We start from the raw sequence: 15,385 nt of genomic DNA, 5'->3' as shown, positions 1-15,385 counted from the left end.
GGGAGCCACAGACAGAATGATGCTCTAAGATGGAAAGATGGGTGAAAAGTCTGGTAATGGACTTGAGTGCTATGATATAGTAGATGTACCAGACAAAAAGATGGTAATGGAGCTTACCTCGCCAGAGCGATGATGCTGGCGGAACCGCATACACTTGCATGCTAATGGCTCCTGATGACGCCTGGGCGCGAAATCAGGAGCCTTTTCGTGTTCTTTATCCCTCTTTATCTAGAGGCGAGGAGTAAGCTTAGCAGAGAAAAATATTAACCAGTTGGAGGACAACCCTATGACGATGAACCCGCTGCTGCTAATGGGCGGAGTTGGTATCTCAGGCGCGTTGGGCGCAGTGGCACGCTACCTGTTGGGGCGTTTCATCGCCGAGCGGTCAGGCTCGCAAATTCCCTGGGGCACACTGATTATCAATATTACAGGAGCCTTCTTGATCGGTCTGGTCTTCGCATTGACATCACAAAAGTTTCTTTCCCCCGCGCTCCAATCACTGCTGGCGACCGGCTTCCTGGGTGGCTACACAACATTCAGTACGATGGACTGGGAAGGGTTGCAACTAGCGCGTGGTGGCAGCATAGCGCAGTGTTTTCTGTACGTCGGCAGTACGTTTCTCTTTGGACTGTTGGCTGAAACGCTGGGTATGCTGCTTGGAAGGAGCCTCTAATCAATGGGAACAACACTTTCGCCTGCTCGTCGCCTCCTCGCCGTTTTCTGCGGCGGCTTTCTGGGCACGCTTGCGCGGGCCTTGCTCAGCACAATGATTCAAGCACATTTCGGCAATGGCTGGCCGTATGACATTCTGCTGATTAACCTGACGGGAGCCTTCCTGCTAGCTTTTTTTACCACGCTCGCCGATGCCACCATCCTGATCGGCCCGACGCGCCGCCTCTTTATCAACGTTGGCTTTATGGGCGCGTATACTACATTTAGCAGCCTTGCGCTTGGCGATATCCTTCTCTTCTCCAAAGCTATGTGGCTGCCCGCCATCTCCTACCTGCTCTGTAGCTTTATTGGCGGCTTACTGGCTGTTCTGCTTGGCGATTGGGTAGGCCAACGCATTGTCAGGCGCGTCAAGTTGATACGCCCGGCGCCTCAAGTAAGCCAGCAACCGCTGGTGCAAACCATCGAGCTACAGGACGATTCCACCCCTTCTACGCCAAACAACATCCAGGCCAGGTAGCTGCTGACGACCCGGCCTGGATGCTCTGTTCTATTGCCATTAGCGCCAATGACGCATCGGCAAGCCTGCTACCGGTGATGTAAAGGTTGCTAAACACGGCATTGCCAGCGAACCAACATAGACAGTGCGCAGATCTGTTTCAAAGACGACATGATAATCCCCATCTGGGGTGAGAATGCCAATGCTATTTCTGAGCGGAAAAGCAATCCAGATGTTGCCTTCGCTGTCAAAAGTAAAACCATCAACCAGCGCTCCTGCACCTGCCCCATTCGGTCCCACAATTTCTTTATCGGTCAGGCTACCGTCAGGCTGTACGCGAAAACGTAGAATGCGGTTCTTCATGGTTTCGGCAACATACAAATATTCCTCTTTTGCATCCAGGCGAATCTCGTTAGTGAAGTAAATGCCATCCATGACGATACGCGGCCCCTTTTCATCAACGAGAACGATATAGCCATCGGGCCGGGGTTTTGCGGCTGCTGGCCACCATTCCCGTTCGCCTCGCGACGAGAAGGCTGCCCATAATCTGTTCTTGCTATCCAGAAATACAAAATTTGCGCATGTCAGCGTGACGCCATCGACCTCTGTCAGTTCAGTCTCCGTCCTCCCATCGGGATAGATCCTCTGAATGGTGCCAACGGCAATATTGGCAACGAGCAACGATCCATCATCGGCCATCGCCAGACCGTTTGGCTCTCCACCCAGGCCACCCAGAAATTGCTCTGTACCGTCTGGATTGATACGTGTCACGCCGCCACGCCCATCGGAGGCCCAGAGCGTCCCATCAGTTTGCGCAATGATCGATTCCGGCCGCACAAGATCATGACCGGTACATGTCAGTTCGCTCAATCTAAGCCAGAACTCCTTGATCGAAATACTACCTGTACTCAATCGGTGTCCTTTCCTCGCTGAAACATCTGTCTATTTTTCACCTCTCGCTTGCTCACGAAAAATAGACAAGACACGCTACATTTCTTACATATAAGATATTACTTGCGATTCAGGCAGCAAACAAGCACATCCATTGGAATGTTCCTCCTCACGCAATTGTTATCAATTGGTGAATAGCAGTGGGCAAGCATCATTGGCTCACTGCTCGTATACATTCCATAAGCAGCGCAGGAAATATCCGTAAAAGGAGGTGAAATGCCAACAATCGAATTCTTTTATTGGGAGGAGTGTCCAAGCCACGAACGCGCACTGGCTATTTTACGCGAAGTGATGGCAGAGGAAGGTATCACCGCTCCTGTCGATGTGATTGAGGTCAAAACTGAAGACGAGGCTCAACGCTACCACTTCTATGGCTCGCCAACCATTCACATTAACGGACGCGATATCGTTCTCCCGCTAGAGGATGCAGGCGAGCCGAGTCTCACCTGCCGCGCCTATCGTCGTGCGGATGGACGTATCTCTCCCCAGCCACCACGCGAGCGGATTATTGCGGCATTACGGGCTGCCTCGCACAGCTAACATCGTCATCTAGTGTATTTTTGAGTGATCATAAAAGGAGAAGCTCAATAATGGCAAATCTACATATTGGCAACAAATTGATCGACTTTACGCTCCCGGCAACCGATGGCAACACGTATAGAGCCAGCAACGTACTAAAAATAGCAAAGGCGTTAATTGTAACGTTTACATGCAACCATTGTCCATATGCTCAGGCGTGGGAAGGTAGATTGATTCAACTCATCCATGATTATGATCCGCAGGGCGTTCATATGCTGGCGATCAGCTCGAACGATGCTACGAAGTTTCCCGCCGATGACTTCGAGCATATGACGAAGCGCGCCATCGAGAAGCACTACGTCTTCCCCTATCTCTACGATGAGAGCCAGGATGTCGCCAGAGCATATGGTGCAGAGCGCACGCCTGAGTTGTTTATCTTCGATGCTACCGGGATACTACGCTATCATGGAGCGCCTGACGATAACTATGAAGACGAGCAAGAGGTCAAGCATCACTATGCCCGGGAAGCACTCGATGCTATCCTCATCGATCAAAAGGTGGCGCAGCCCGAAACGAGGCCGGTTGGCTGCACGATCAAATTCAGAGTATAGAGTACGGTATAGAGTTTGGGAGCATTGCAGCTTGGTTGCTCAACGAGTCGGTAAGAGAAATTAGTGGTAGAATAATAGGCAATGGCCGATGAGGTTGCATTTGGCTGGATCATTCAACAACTATTTCTTGCCAGAAGCAAAGGAGCATACCTATGCAAGCACTTCTTGGCATCGATCTTGGCACTACCGGCGTCAAAGCTGCACTTTTTGCGGTAGAAGATGGGCGTGTCCTGGCCGATGCCTTCTTTGATTATCCCCTCTACCATCCTCAGCCGGGGTGGGCTGAACAAAATCCCTCCGATTGGTGGGATGCGACCATCTCTGCAATTGGCGCGTGCCTGGCAAAAGCCGCTCAACAGGGCATCCAGCCGGCAGATGTACGCGGCCTGGGACTCTCCGGGCAAATGCATGGCGTGGTTCTGCTGGACGACGATCATCGCGTCTTGCGCCCCTGTATTATCTGGGCCGACCAGCGCAGCGATGCTCAATGCCGCTGGATGACCGAGCGTGTAGGCGCCAGCCAGCTAATCGATTATGTCAGCAATCCCGCGCTCACCGGCTTTACTGCGCCCAAGCTGCTCTGGGTGCGCGACAACGAGCCAGAGATATTTGCGAAAGCGCGCGTCCTGCTCTTACCCAAAGATTACATCCGCTATCGTCTGACCGGCACGCTGGCCATGGAAATCTCCGACGCCGCCGGAACCTGCCTGCTCGATGTCAAGCATGGTCAGTGGTCGCAGGAGGTGTTGCAGGCGATAGAGCTTGATCCCGCGCTCCTGCCTCCCGTCGTTCCCGCAGATGCCGTAGCAGGCACCACAACTGAAGAGGTACGATCCTTAACTGGTTTGCCAGCTGGTACGCCGGTAGCCGGCGGTGGAGCAGATAATGCCTGTGGCGCGGTCGGCAATGGCATTGTTGAGCCGGGATTAGCCCTGGTCTCGGTTGGCACCAGCGGTATTGTGCTGGCCTATTCAGATCTGCCGCAGGTGGACACCTCTGGTCCTATCCCCAGAGTCCACACCTTCAACCACGCGGTCCCGCATGCCTGGTATCTGATGGGCGTGACGCAGGGGGCCGGACTCTCGCTCCGCTGGGTGCGCGACAATATCGGGCTGCCGGAGCGAGCACTAGAGCGCTGGACCGGGGTTGATGCGTATGAACATATGGCGAAAGAGGCGGCGGGTGTCCCGGCTGGCAGCGAGGGCTTGATCTTCCTGCCCTATTTACAGGGTGAGCGCACTCCTCACCTCGACGCCTATGCACGTGGCGGCTGGATTGGACTGACCGCCAGCCATGATCGTCGCCACCTGATCCGCTCGGTCATGGAAGGTGTCGCATTTAGCCTGAAGGATTGCTTTTCGATTATTCGCGAGCAAGGACTGAAGCTTGACCAGATGCGCGCAACCGGTGGCGGTGCCAAGAGCCCTCTCTGGCGTCAGATCATCGCCGATGTGCTGGGCGCTGAACTGGTCCTGACCAACGCTACTGAGGGGCCGGCCTTTGGGGCAGCATTGCTGGCAGGTGTGGCAAGTGGTGTCTATAGCTCAGTGCAGGCAGCATGTGCGCAAACGGTTCACGTGATTGAGCGCACAGAGCCGCGCCCACAGGTTGCTGGTGCATACGAGCAGGCCTATGAGACCTATCGCGCGCTCTATCCAGCCTTAAAGCCAATTATCAGCAAGCCTCTTTAAATTGGCGTGCTTGAGTCGGACGAGCCAGTTTGTTTACAATGCTGGCTCGTCCTCTGCACTACTTCAAAAACTGTTCTCAGGAGCAATAACAAACATGAGCTTTGCCGATCAACTATTAACGGAAGATATGGAGCCGTTACGCGCTCGTTTGCTGCATCATCCCCTATGGGAGTGCATCATCAATGGCACATTGGAGATGGCACGTTTACGCCTCTTTGCCTTGCAAGACTGGTGGCTTGTACATCAGGCGTATCGGCTCGATGCGCTGGCGATTGCCTCTGTCTCCGATCTCGACGTGCAGGAATTGTTGATCAGCAAGCTGACTCCTAAAATCGGTGGATATACCCTCTTGTTGCGCTTTGGCGAGGCTCTAGGGCTGACACGTGAGGATTTCGATACAGTGGAGCCTCTGGCGGGCTGTATGGCTCTGACCACGTTTTTCTACTGGATGCTGACGTATGGCTCTATTGGCGAGAAGCTGGCAGCAGTTGGAGCAAGCGAAGATATTTTCATCCAGATCTGTGCGAGAGTAAAGCCTGGCCTGCTCCAGCATTACGGATTAAGCGAAGAGCAGGTCGAGTTTTTTACCGCGCACGATGTTATCGGCGAACGCGTCGGCCCCATCGACGAAGCATTGTTGCAGCGCTACAGAACCCCCACTGAGCGCCAATCCATCACACGAGCCGTCCGCCTCAGCCACGAATTCGAGTTGATGTTCTACGATACAATCTTGACGACTCCGATTGCTTCAGGCCACCTTTAGCTTGCCGTCATCGCGTTGATAGAAGCGCAATAAGCGTGAGTACAGCCCCCAGGGTATTCGCGGTACAATGACAGAGAATGGAGAAGCGGATATTGCGTTTCCAGCACACAATCAGGACTTCTGGAAGCACTAAGAAAAAAATGAGCAGGTAATTGTATGGTTGCCAGAAATGTTGCAAAGCAAACAAGAGTGCGTTGATGACAACAGCAAGCCATCCCCAGTGTGAGAGACGAGGCAAGAGGTATCCTCGAAAGTAGAGCTCCTCAACAATCGGATTGATAATGCCATCGAAAACCAGTGTGAGAAGGGCTGTAATCAGGGTAATCGCAGTCAATGGCCCCAGATCTGTGGACTGCGGCAACATATACGCAGGCATCCAGCTAAAGCACTGCTTGACCAGAACCGCTACTACTGGCGAGTACACGATCTGCAATCCAATTCCATACACAAGGAAAGGAAGAAAGAAAACCACATATTGCCAGAAGGGCATCTGTTGCGTATAGAGTACGATGCCTCTCAGCGAAAAGGTGCCATTGCGTTTTTTGCCAAGGTAATTGACTGTATCAAGCCGGGTATTGGCCTTGAGTGCAGACCAGATGTCGACCGGAATACCCATAAGTAGCGTCACAACCGTTCCCCACAAAGCCAGTTCAGCCGAGATAGGTACGCCACCCTTAAGGTGACGAACGTGACGCCAAGCAAAATAAACACCAAACCTATAATACAGATGCGCAGGACACTGCGATCTGCCGAAAATACAAAAACACGCCTAGTAACATTAGGCGTGTTTTTCTCATAGTTGGATTATAAGGTGCCACCACCGCTTTATAGTAATCGCAGATATCGGTTAGCACGCATTTGCTACAGCTGGTCGCATTGATGTTCTATGATACAATCTTGACGAGCCGACTGGCACAAGATCCTGATTACTTCAGATAGCGAGTGACAAAAAAGTCCGCGTAGTACCTTTCCCACTGCGCGCCAGGGGCTTCGATCTTCTGCTGCTTATCGACCAGCACGAGTAAATAGATCAGATCGCTTCTCAGCAGTTTTGCATCGAGGAGAGCTTCAAAACCGTTTTCCAACAAGTAGCCTGCATACCAGATCGGCCAATCGGGATCGTCCCCATTGGTCTCCTGATGGGTCGCGAGATGAGCCTCTCCTGCTTGATGGAGCAAAGCAGCAATAGCTTCTTTGTGTTGTTTCTGTTCTTCGCTCATGTTTGAACAGACCTCTTTCTCTCTCATACTAGAGGAAGACGCTTACTCCCACACGTCCTTTCGGAAGGCACGCCTCTTCGTGAGAATAGATTTGTTTCAATAGTATATACAGGTCGCAGATGATCGCTCAACCAGTCAAGGAGTGCCAGGCGCGCCTAAAGAAAGGCTAAGCCCATCATCGCCCTGGAGCGCGTACCTTGATTTCCTGTATCAACCAACCGTTACCGTCCGGGTCACTAAACGACGCGAAACTGTTGTAGCTGTTCCGTCCAGAGTCGAGGCCGGGAGTCTGTCCTTCTGGTCCGAAGTGGAAAGGTTCGCTTACCTCCACTCCACGTTCGACGAGTTCGGCACGCGTGGCTTTGAGATCAGACGTGACCAGATACAATCCCTGGTATGCGCCCGGCGTTGCCTGCGTAAGCCCAGTGCCGATCTGAATCGAGCACCCCGATCCTGGCGGCGTCAGTTGCACGATGCGATAGCTTGCTGCCCCGCGATGCCGGAAGCCCAGTGCCTCCTCGTAGGTGGCTGCGCTATAGTCAACGTCCACCCGAAAGCCCAGTGCCTCCTCGTAGAACTTCTTTGCACGATCCACGTCCGAGACGGGGATGATAACAACTTCGAGCCTGAGATCCATTTCTGTGTCTCCTTGAGAGTTCGATTGGGTCGCGTGCTTAGGTCTTGGGATTCAGTAACTTTGTCTTAAAGAAAGAGCATACTCAATCGTAAAGCAAAAAGCAATCCTTTAAACCCATATCTTATCCATTATGCGATTCTCTCCACATTCTTGAACAGTATACTTTCTTGCTTCTTATACATCAATTACCGTCTTACTCTAGCTGTATCTGCCGTTCCTGCTTGAAATATTTATGTTCTAGATTTCTATCCAGCATAACAAAATCAACAAGTATATAGTTATATTATAGGATATAACAAATTTAGTACATAGAAAAATACGCCGAATGTTGCTCGGCGTGTTTTTCTATAATGGAGTTATATCTGTTTTGCAGGTACTACCACAGATTTATAGTAATCGCAGATATCGGTCAGAGCGCATTTGCTACAGCGTGGTCGCTCAAACACACAGATACGTTGTCCGTGTCGCAGCAGGGCTTTATGAAAATCATAGATGACGCGCGAGTTATTGGGGAGCAATGCTTGCAAGAGATTATGTGCTGCTTCATTCGTTACTTTCTTCCCGATGAGTCCCAAACGTTGACTCACTCTCCCCACGTGAACATCAACTGGCAAGATGGGCTTTTCGCAGCTGAACAATAAGACGCAAGCTGTCGTTTTTGGACCCACGCCCTCAAAGCGATTGAGCCAGGCAGATGCTTCTTCTAAGGGCAGGTCGCATAAGAAATTCAGGTTCAGTTCTCCTCGCTCCTCGGTGATCTGGTGCATAATTGTCTGGATACGTGGCGCTTTCACCTCCGGCCAATTGACGTTTGCAATCGCCTCCTCTACCTCAGTCGTTGGCGCATCGCGCACCCCTTCCCAGGAACCAAACCGCTTTAAAAGATTGTCCCAGGCAGCCGCTGTCTGCTCATCGCGGGTCCGGTGGGAGAGCAGAATATCGACCAGCATCCCCATTGGATCTTTACTGGAGAAGGGAAGCTCGCCATAGAGATCTGTCAACCGCCGGGTCACTTCTAACGCTTTTTCAGAGAGCGCGGCTATATCGTTTGAGGGATACCCATAATCAGCAAGATTCCGCACACGCTTCACACGTTCTTTCATGTCTATCTCCCTACTTCGTTTCATACACTGCCTGATGGTTATACGAAACTCCAGAGATAAGCGTTACAAAAAGATTGGGAACTGGCCTTTACGAGAGCAATTTCTCTTCTTGTTCGTCCCACATCGTGAACAACGATTGCATCTCGGCCCCGGTATAGGCACCAACGACCCTCACACGCCTATGCACAAGCTGTACTCCAACAATAATCTTGACAAATTCGTCTTCTGCTCTTAGCTGGGTAATGGACTCCTTGTCTCCTTCGAGCATAACAAAGCCGTTTCCTGGTGTGATCATTTGCTCAGCATACTTGAATCCGAGATGCAATAATGGAGCAACTATAGCCAGGTAGAGTGCTACGACGAAACTTTTGCTCATTGACGAACAGTATAATATTTGTGGAGCTATCGTTTGGAGGGTGCTGTATACAATAATGGTATGCACTAGTGATGATTGTAAAAAGAGGAGACGTACATGGATAAAGCAGGTGTGCAGGACGCCTTCATGAAGGCAGGCCTCTCGCGTGTCATAAAAGATCTTGACCTCTTAGCCCAACCGTCGATTCGCCTTTTCACCGCTCCGGCGAAGGAAGGATCGCTGGCAAAAGGGGCATCGAAGCTTGGAGGCATGCCAGACCTTCCGCCCGGATTTGAATGGCCGCAATGGAAAAAGCTACCGCAATCCTTCATTGCTCAGATACGCCTTGAAGATGTCCAACCGTACGATGTAGACAAAGTGCTGCCGCCAAAGGGCATGCTCTGGTTTTTCTACGACGCCACGCAAGAAACCTATGGAGACAATCCCGACGATAAAGGTGCCTGGCACGTTTTCTTTAAGGATGACAATCTCGACGCATTGCAACTAGCCTCCGCTCCCGCAGCCTTACCCGCTAAAAGCCGCTTTAAACCTTGCTCCATTCGTTTTGCTCAAGAGATAACGCTGCCTCAACAACCTGAGCTTATCGTCCCCAATTTTGATTGGACCGACGAAGAACAGCAGAAGTACGAAGATCTGCTCTCAACCTTCCCCGATCAGGCTGATCGTGCCAAACCCCACAACCGTATACAGGGCAACTCTGATACCCTTCAAGACGACATGCATTTGCAGAGTCAACTTTACTCTAACGGCATCACCGACATGGATGATCCACGCGTAGAAGAACTATCGAAAAATGCAAATGATTGGTTGCTACTACTTCAAGTGGATTCGGATCATCAGGCTGGCATGCGCTGGGCCAGTACTGGAATGCTGTATTACTGGATAAAAAAAGAGGATCTTCAAGCTCACAATTTCGAGCATACATGGTTGGTGTTGCAATCTGAATGAGTTTGTTCGTTTAATTCAAGGAAGCGGTAAAAAATACGTACCATTATCATGGGAGGGAAGCTCATTGAGAAAATATGTGTCCTGGCTAGTGCTGCTCTTTGCGGTATCGCTGGTCTTCAGCGGTTGTAGCACGAACATTACCGTTGAACCACCAGGAGCAACGGCAACGACGGGAGGAGAAACCACTACAACACCTACGACGGCCCCATCAGCAAATGAACCCAACTGGGGCGTGCAAACCAAAACCACAGGCTGCAAGGCAAAGGAAGGTTTACAGGATTTTGCCTGCACGCCCGGCGCCATCATTAAAAGCGCCACAAAAAAGCAGATCTGTACTCCTGGCTATGCTGGTTCAGTTCGCAATGTTCCACAAAGCCTGAAGAATAAGGTCTACGCGGCCTACGGCGTCAAAACACGCAAACCCGGCCAATATGAAGTTGATCATCTTGTCAGCTTGCAGTTGGGCGGCTCCAACGATATTTCTAACCTCTGGCCCGAAATCGATGCCCCCAAACCCGGCTTCCATGAAAAGGACAGAGTCGAGAATTATTTACACGATCAATTATGCAAGGGCAACATGACCTTGAAAGAGGTCCAGGTCGCCATTGCAACCAACTGGCTTGCCGTCTATGAAAAGATGCCAAAAAAATCGAGCAGTGGCTCAGATAGCGACGATAGCGAATAATTGTCTTCTCGACAACCAAAAAGAAGCCTGCATGCAAATATGCTCAGGCTTCTTTCTTTTCGTTGGCTCAACAGGAATATCGCAAATCATCCAATAAAAAGCGCACAAACTATGCAGCTTCACCTCTCTGGTAGAACGCTCAAAAATCGGGTACACTCTTTTTATCAATTGTTTTTCTACGATGTGGCTGGAGGAACAGTATCATTCCGCGATACTGAACCGTGATCTAGATAGGCAGTAATGATCCCTACACAAGGAGATTTTACGATGATGATAACGACCACTCCAGCAATACCGACTCTGGTCCAGCAGAAGCTAGATGCTTTTGAGCGCCTGCAACCTGAGTTTGAAGCGTGCTTCCAACTCGTACAAGATGTGCATGGGCAGCAACGTTTCGCCTCATTTCCCGTCGCACTCACCGTACGCTATCTACACTCCCTCTGGATCTGTGAGCATAAAAGCCGCCTGCTGAGCGTTTTTCAAACAATCAAAGAATATGAAGGCAAAACATGTCTGGAACTGCTGCGCCACTGGCAGGGCGACGAGAATACTGCCGATGTCGTAGCTTTTCTGCAACACAAATTAGATATGTTGCCTTTCGCCAATCTGACACGTCAGGTGCAGGCCGCCAGATACACTCGGACAAATGATGGTCTGGCTTCGCGTCTCACTCATGGACGAGCAATTTTACTCAATCGCGGCATCAATCTGATGATGGCGCTGGATGCCCTATTTGCATTACCACAGGAAGAGCTATTACAGCAGGTCCGTACGGCCTGTGAACAATATGGACACACCCCGGACCAGATAGCACGCCAGTTGCAGGAAGAGGACTCGCCGCTCTACACTTATGTCCCTCATCAAATGCTGGCCCAACGCAACATGCGCGTGATGAATGCATTAGGGGTCAGCGTGCTTCGGAAGCCCGCCGATCTGCCAGGACAACGTACGTGGCGCGTCGTTCCCTCAACTGAGCCGCTGAGTCCCTTCGCCGAACAGGTGGTATCGGGTTATCTGGATCTGACAGCGCCCTGGCATAACAATCTCAAAGCGGATCGTTTCGTTGATCGCCCTGAACAGAGTAATAGTGGAACCGTATAATTATACCGTCCCGAGAAATGGAGATAGCTAATGAGCGAGCGCACAATCCCTGAACAGAGCAAACATCGCCCCTGGGTGCTTGTTGCCGCGTGGTTTGGAACAATTGCTTTTGTCGGTCTGCTCAAGCGCATTCTGGAGCGCCAACAATCGTCCTGAGTCTTCGTAGCTGTCTTTGTATATCATTTTAATAGAAACAGGATGTAATGGCTGGATATATTCTCCTGGAAGGGGGCGCTGAATTTGGTGGGCTGATGTCGGCACCCGATCTGCGAGCCATCGAACTAGCTGGCGGCTTCGATGTGCCCATCAGCATCATTCCTACCGCAGCTGCTCCCGATAACAATCATCGTCGCGCTGGCAACAACGGTGTCAACTGGTTTCGGCATCTCGGCGCACACAACATCGAAGCGCTTCCGCTGATCGATACCGCCTCCGCCAACGATGCGACAATTGCTGCCTCGCTCCAACAATCGCGCCTGATCTATCTTTTAGGCGGTTTTCCAGGCTATCTCGGCACGACGCTGGCAGGAAGTACCGCCTGGCAAGCAATGCTCGCTGCATATGAGGCCGGAGCCGTAATTGCCGGAAGCAGTGCCGGGGCAATGGTACTCTGCCAGTATTACTATGATCCCGGCACCCGCAAACTCATTAACGGACTTCGCCTATTGGACAATACCTGCGTGCTTCCCCATCACAACACCTTCGGCAAAAATTGGGCCACCCAACTTTCTCAAGACCTGCCCGGCGTTGTCCTGCTGGGAATCGATGAACGTACGGGGCTGATTGACGATGCCGGAACGAACAGAAAAACCGACTGGCGAGTGTATGGTCAGGGCGCAATCTCCATCTATCGCAATGGCTCAACAGCGATCTATCATGCTGGCAAAACTTTTACGGATAGCTTCTCCTAAAACAGAAGAAGCTATCTTTTCCTTCGTTTTTGCTGCCCCCAAACCTGGACATTCTCAAAAAAATCGGGTACACTGTGACTTAGTGTATCGGAAACACCTTTTCTTTTTGTTTGCCTAGTAAGTGTACAAATTACACTTATTCAAAGGAGAGTTAGGCATGACCTTTAGCCAACCTGGTCAGGCATTTGATGTCGCCATCATCGGCGGTGGCATTGCCGGGCTTTCGGTTGCCTTGCGTTTACCTGCACATATGCGTATTGCCCTTTTCACCAAAGGACTGCTTGGGGAGAGTAACACGCGGTATGCCCAGGGGGGGCTGGCAGTTGCAATGGGGGCCGATGATAACCCCGAGCTTCATTATCAGGATACGATGGTTGCCGGGGCAGGATTGTGCGATGAGGAAGCGGTACGTATCCTGGTGGAACATGGCCCCGAGGCTGTACAGTGGCTGATTGATGATATGGGAGTCCAGTTTGATCGAGCGCAACCGGGTAGTGATGCACATTCCACACCGGATGGGTTATTGTTGGGTCGAGAAGCAGCTCATTGTCGCTGGCGCGTGCTGCATGCTGGTGGTGACGCGAGCGGGGCCGAAATCGAACGCGCGCTCATGACGGCACTCCGGGCAAGATCATCCATTGCGCTATACGAAGAAACGTTTGTCAGCGATCTGCTCGTAGAGGATGGTGTCTGCGTTGGCGTGCAAGCCGTTGATCGTAACGAAGTCCCCTTTACAATCATGGCACAATCAATAGTGCTGGCGAATGGCGGAGCAGGAGGCCTCTGGTTGCACACCTCCAATCCCTCCGGTGCAACAGCTGACGGTATTGCATTGGCCTGGCGTGCTGGAGCGGCGGTGGCAGACCTGGAATTTATGCAGTTCCATCCGACCGTCCTGATGGTGAATGGCACCTCCCATCTCATCTCGGAGGCCGTACGCGGAGAGGGAGGATATCTGCGCAATCATGCCGGTGAACGCTTCATGCCGCGCTATAGCGAACAGGATGAGCTGGCCCCGCGCGATGTCGTGGCCCGTGCCATTCTCAGCGAAATGCTGAAGGAACAGACCGAGTGCCAGTATCTCGATCTACGGCATCTGCCAGCTGAAAAAATGCATGCACGCTTCCCGACCATTTCAGCAATCTGCCGTCAAAATGGTTTGGATCTTGCCACTGATCTGCTGCCTGTTGCTCCCGCTGCCCATTACTGTATGGGAGGTGTTCTGGTCGATACCGAGGGCAGAACAACGCTGCCGGGTCTCTATGCCGTTGGCGAGGTTTCCTGCACTGGGGTACATGGTGCGAACAGGCTTGCCAGTAACTCGCTGTTAGAGGGGCTGGTCTATGGCATACGCGTTGCGGATCATCTGACGGCCTCGGCGGTGCTCAACGATGGCCACACAAATAGCTATCACGCCCGCAAAGGGGTCTCAACAATAATCTTCGACAGCGCATCAGATGATGAGGTTCCGTCATCCGGTAATGCGAACGAGCGATCTCCATTGGAAATACGTGGCGAACTGAGGCAGATGATGTGGCAGTATGTTTCGTTGCGCCGCGAACGTGAGGGCTTATTGACCGCTCGCAATCAAGTGAAAACTTTGCAAGCTCTGGTCCTGGAATCGGGCAACGAAGAGCGGCAATTATCGCCACGCATTGCTGAAACCATCAATATGCTTCAGGTTGCCGAACTGGTTATTGCGGCTGCTCTAGAGCGGCGGGAGAGTCGCGGGAGCCACTGGCGCTCTGATTATCAGACAACTGATGACCTGCTCGCTGGTCGCCACTACGCTTTTCAGCACTCACGCATTGATCCTTATGGATTATCGTTCCGGCACAAAGAGGTGATACGACATGTATAAACCATCAATAGAGCTGATTCAACGTGCCTTAGAAGAAGATGGAGCGGCGTACGACATTACGACGTTAAGCACCGTCCCCGCGCAACAACAGGCAATCGGACGAATCATCGCTCGCAAAACAGGAGTCGTTGCAGGGTTAGAACTTGCAGTGGAGACATTCCGTGTTTTCGATGAGCGGTCCTCCGTAGAGGTATTGGTGAAAGATGGAGCTGTGGTACAACCAGATGACGTGCTTGCTCGCCTGAGCGGTCCCGCACGCTCATTATTGAGCGCCGAACGCGTTGCATTAAACTTTCTTGGTCGTCTCTCTGGCATCGCCACGCTGACCGCTCATTGTGTGCGCGCTATCGAGGGAACCCGCGCCCGCATCATCGATACTCGTAAGACCACACCGGGATTGCGAGCATTAGAAAAAGAGGCAGTCAGGCTCGGCGGTGGCCAGAATCATCGCTTTGGCCTGCATGATGGCGTTCTGATCAAAGACAACCATATCAAAGCAGCAGGCGGGATCACCGCCGCCATTGTCGCTGCACGGCGCACGGCCCCCCACCTCCTCAAAATTGAGATCGAGTGCGAGACAATCGGCGAAGTGCAGGAGGCGTTAGCAGCCGGGGCAGATGTGGTGCTACTGGATAATATGAGCGTCGAAACGATGCGTAGTGCGATCTCTTTAGTACGCCAGCAAGCTCCAAACGTCCTGATTGAAGCTTCCGGCAATATGGGTACTGATGCCGAACGATTGGCGGCTGTCGCCGCTACTGGCGTCGATTTTATCTCAATTGGTGCCCTGACGCATTCGGCACCCAATTTCGATATCTCACTGGAATTTGCCTGATGCAT

Annotated in this window: 19 protein-coding genes and 1 riboswitch; of the genes, 13 read left to right on the top strand and 6 right to left on the bottom strand. The window is 51.8% G+C overall.

What is annotated here, in order from left to right:
• The first annotated feature begins 93 nt into the window (after positions 1-93).
• A riboswitch (Fluoride riboswitch) is annotated at positions 94-181 on the top strand.
• A gap of 105 nt (positions 182-286) precedes the next feature.
• Together crcB (K3T83_RS31345) and crcB (K3T83_RS31340) are read left to right on the top strand one after the other, a co-directional pair.
• A complete protein-coding gene (crcB, locus tag K3T83_RS31345) occupies positions 287-673 on the top strand; it encodes a fluoride efflux transporter CrcB (protein ID WP_220206855.1) in 387 nt (128 codons plus the stop codon).
• 3 nt (positions 674-676) lie between these two features.
• Entirely contained in the window at positions 677-1,189 is a 513-nt protein-coding gene (gene crcB / locus K3T83_RS31340) for a fluoride efflux transporter CrcB (protein WP_220206854.1), read from the top strand.
• Between the two features lie 39 nt (positions 1,190-1,228).
• On the opposite strand, the gene K3T83_RS31335 is transcribed toward crcB (K3T83_RS31340), so the two are convergent.
• Positions 1,229-2,038, bottom strand: a complete 810-nt coding sequence (locus K3T83_RS31335) for an SMP-30/gluconolactonase/LRE family protein (RefSeq protein WP_220206853.1) — start codon at positions 2,036-2,038, stop codon at positions 1,229-1,231.
• Between the two features lie 297 nt (positions 2,039-2,335).
• On the opposite strand from K3T83_RS31335, the gene K3T83_RS31330 reads away from it, so the two are divergent.
• The 4 genes from K3T83_RS31330 to K3T83_RS31315 all read left to right on the top strand — a co-directional run bounded on the left by K3T83_RS31330 (position 2,336) and on the right by K3T83_RS31315 (position 5,703).
• Positions 2,336-2,659, top strand: a complete 324-nt coding sequence (locus K3T83_RS31330) for a DF family (seleno)protein (protein ID WP_220206852.1) — start codon at positions 2,336-2,338, stop codon at positions 2,657-2,659.
• Between the two features lie 50 nt (positions 2,660-2,709).
• Positions 2,710-3,249, top strand: coding sequence for a thioredoxin family protein (locus K3T83_RS31325; RefSeq protein WP_220206851.1), 540 nt, complete (start codon positions 2,710-2,712; stop codon positions 3,247-3,249).
• A 152-nt stretch (positions 3,250-3,401) separates the two neighbouring features.
• Positions 3,402-4,940 (top strand): xylulokinase, encoded by a 1,539-nt coding sequence (gene xylB / locus K3T83_RS31320; RefSeq protein WP_220206850.1) that lies wholly within the window; start codon positions 3,402-3,404, stop codon positions 4,938-4,940.
• A 94-nt stretch (positions 4,941-5,034) separates the two neighbouring features.
• The gene (locus K3T83_RS31315) at positions 5,035-5,703 is read left to right on the top strand and encodes a thiaminase II/PqqC family protein (protein ID WP_220206849.1); all 669 of its coding nucleotides are present in this window, start codon (positions 5,035-5,037) and stop codon (positions 5,701-5,703) included.
• 7 nt (positions 5,704-5,710) lie between these two features.
• Here the strand turns inward: K3T83_RS31315 and K3T83_RS31310 are convergent, their stop codons facing one another.
• The 5 genes from K3T83_RS31310 to K3T83_RS31290 form a co-directional block, all read right to left on the bottom strand.
• Positions 5,711-6,331: a CPBP family intramembrane glutamic endopeptidase gene (locus K3T83_RS31310; protein WP_220206848.1), complete on the bottom strand. Its 621-nt coding sequence runs from the start codon at positions 6,329-6,331 to the stop codon at positions 5,711-5,713.
• Positions 6,332-6,629: 298 nt separating this feature from the next.
• Entirely contained in the window at positions 6,630-6,923 is a 294-nt protein-coding gene (locus K3T83_RS31305; RefSeq protein WP_220206847.1) for a hypothetical protein, read from the bottom strand.
• Positions 6,924-7,098: 175 nt separating this feature from the next.
• Positions 7,099-7,560 carry a VOC family protein gene (locus K3T83_RS31300; RefSeq protein ID WP_220206846.1) on the bottom strand — a complete coding sequence of 154 codons (462 nt, stop codon included), beginning with the start codon at positions 7,558-7,560 and terminating at the stop codon, positions 7,099-7,101.
• A gap of 356 nt (positions 7,561-7,916) precedes the next feature.
• Entirely contained in the window at positions 7,917-8,663 is a 747-nt protein-coding gene (locus tag K3T83_RS31295) for an endonuclease III domain-containing protein (protein WP_220206845.1), read from the bottom strand.
• An 88-nt stretch (positions 8,664-8,751) separates the two neighbouring features.
• Positions 8,752-8,931, bottom strand: coding sequence for a hypothetical protein (locus K3T83_RS31290; protein WP_220206844.1), 180 nt, complete (start codon positions 8,929-8,931; stop codon positions 8,752-8,754).
• A 204-nt stretch (positions 8,932-9,135) separates the two neighbouring features.
• On the opposite strand from K3T83_RS31290, the gene K3T83_RS31285 reads away from it, so the two are divergent.
• The 7 genes from K3T83_RS31285 (at position 9,136) to nadC (ending at position 15,380) form a co-directional block, all read left to right on the top strand.
• The gene (locus K3T83_RS31285) at positions 9,136-9,987 is read left to right on the top strand and encodes a YwqG family protein (RefSeq protein ID WP_220206843.1); all 852 of its coding nucleotides are present in this window, start codon (positions 9,136-9,138) and stop codon (positions 9,985-9,987) included.
• 64 nt (positions 9,988-10,051) lie between these two features.
• Positions 10,052-10,672, top strand: a complete 621-nt coding sequence (locus K3T83_RS31280; RefSeq protein ID WP_220206842.1) for an HNH endonuclease signature motif containing protein — start codon at positions 10,052-10,054, stop codon at positions 10,670-10,672.
• Positions 10,673-10,939: 267 nt separating this feature from the next.
• Complete coding sequence (locus K3T83_RS31275) at positions 10,940-11,773, top strand: hypothetical protein (RefSeq protein ID WP_220206841.1); 834 nt, start codon at positions 10,940-10,942, stop codon at positions 11,771-11,773.
• Positions 11,774-11,803: 30 nt separating this feature from the next.
• Positions 11,804-11,929, top strand: a complete 126-nt coding sequence (locus K3T83_RS57350) for a hypothetical protein (RefSeq protein WP_268963489.1) — start codon at positions 11,804-11,806, stop codon at positions 11,927-11,929.
• A 47-nt stretch (positions 11,930-11,976) separates the two neighbouring features.
• Positions 11,977-12,684, top strand: a complete 708-nt coding sequence (locus K3T83_RS31270; protein WP_220206840.1) for a Type 1 glutamine amidotransferase-like domain-containing protein — start codon at positions 11,977-11,979, stop codon at positions 12,682-12,684.
• Positions 12,685-12,841: 157 nt separating this feature from the next.
• A complete protein-coding gene (gene nadB / locus K3T83_RS31265) occupies positions 12,842-14,545 on the top strand; it encodes an L-aspartate oxidase (RefSeq protein ID WP_220206839.1) in 1,704 nt (567 codons plus the stop codon).
• On the top strand, positions 14,538-15,380 hold the full coding sequence (gene nadC, locus K3T83_RS31260; RefSeq protein WP_220206838.1) for a carboxylating nicotinate-nucleotide diphosphorylase: 843 nt from the start codon (positions 14,538-14,540) through the stop codon (positions 15,378-15,380). The genes nadB and nadC overlap by 8 nt, the downstream gene beginning before the upstream one ends.
• Positions 15,381-15,385 lie beyond the last annotated feature (5 nt).

It is taken from the genome of Reticulibacter mediterranei (assembly GCF_016587455.1).
The sequence above is the reverse complement of the archived record's forward strand: the minus strand, read 5'-3'. Positions and strand labels throughout refer to the sequence as shown.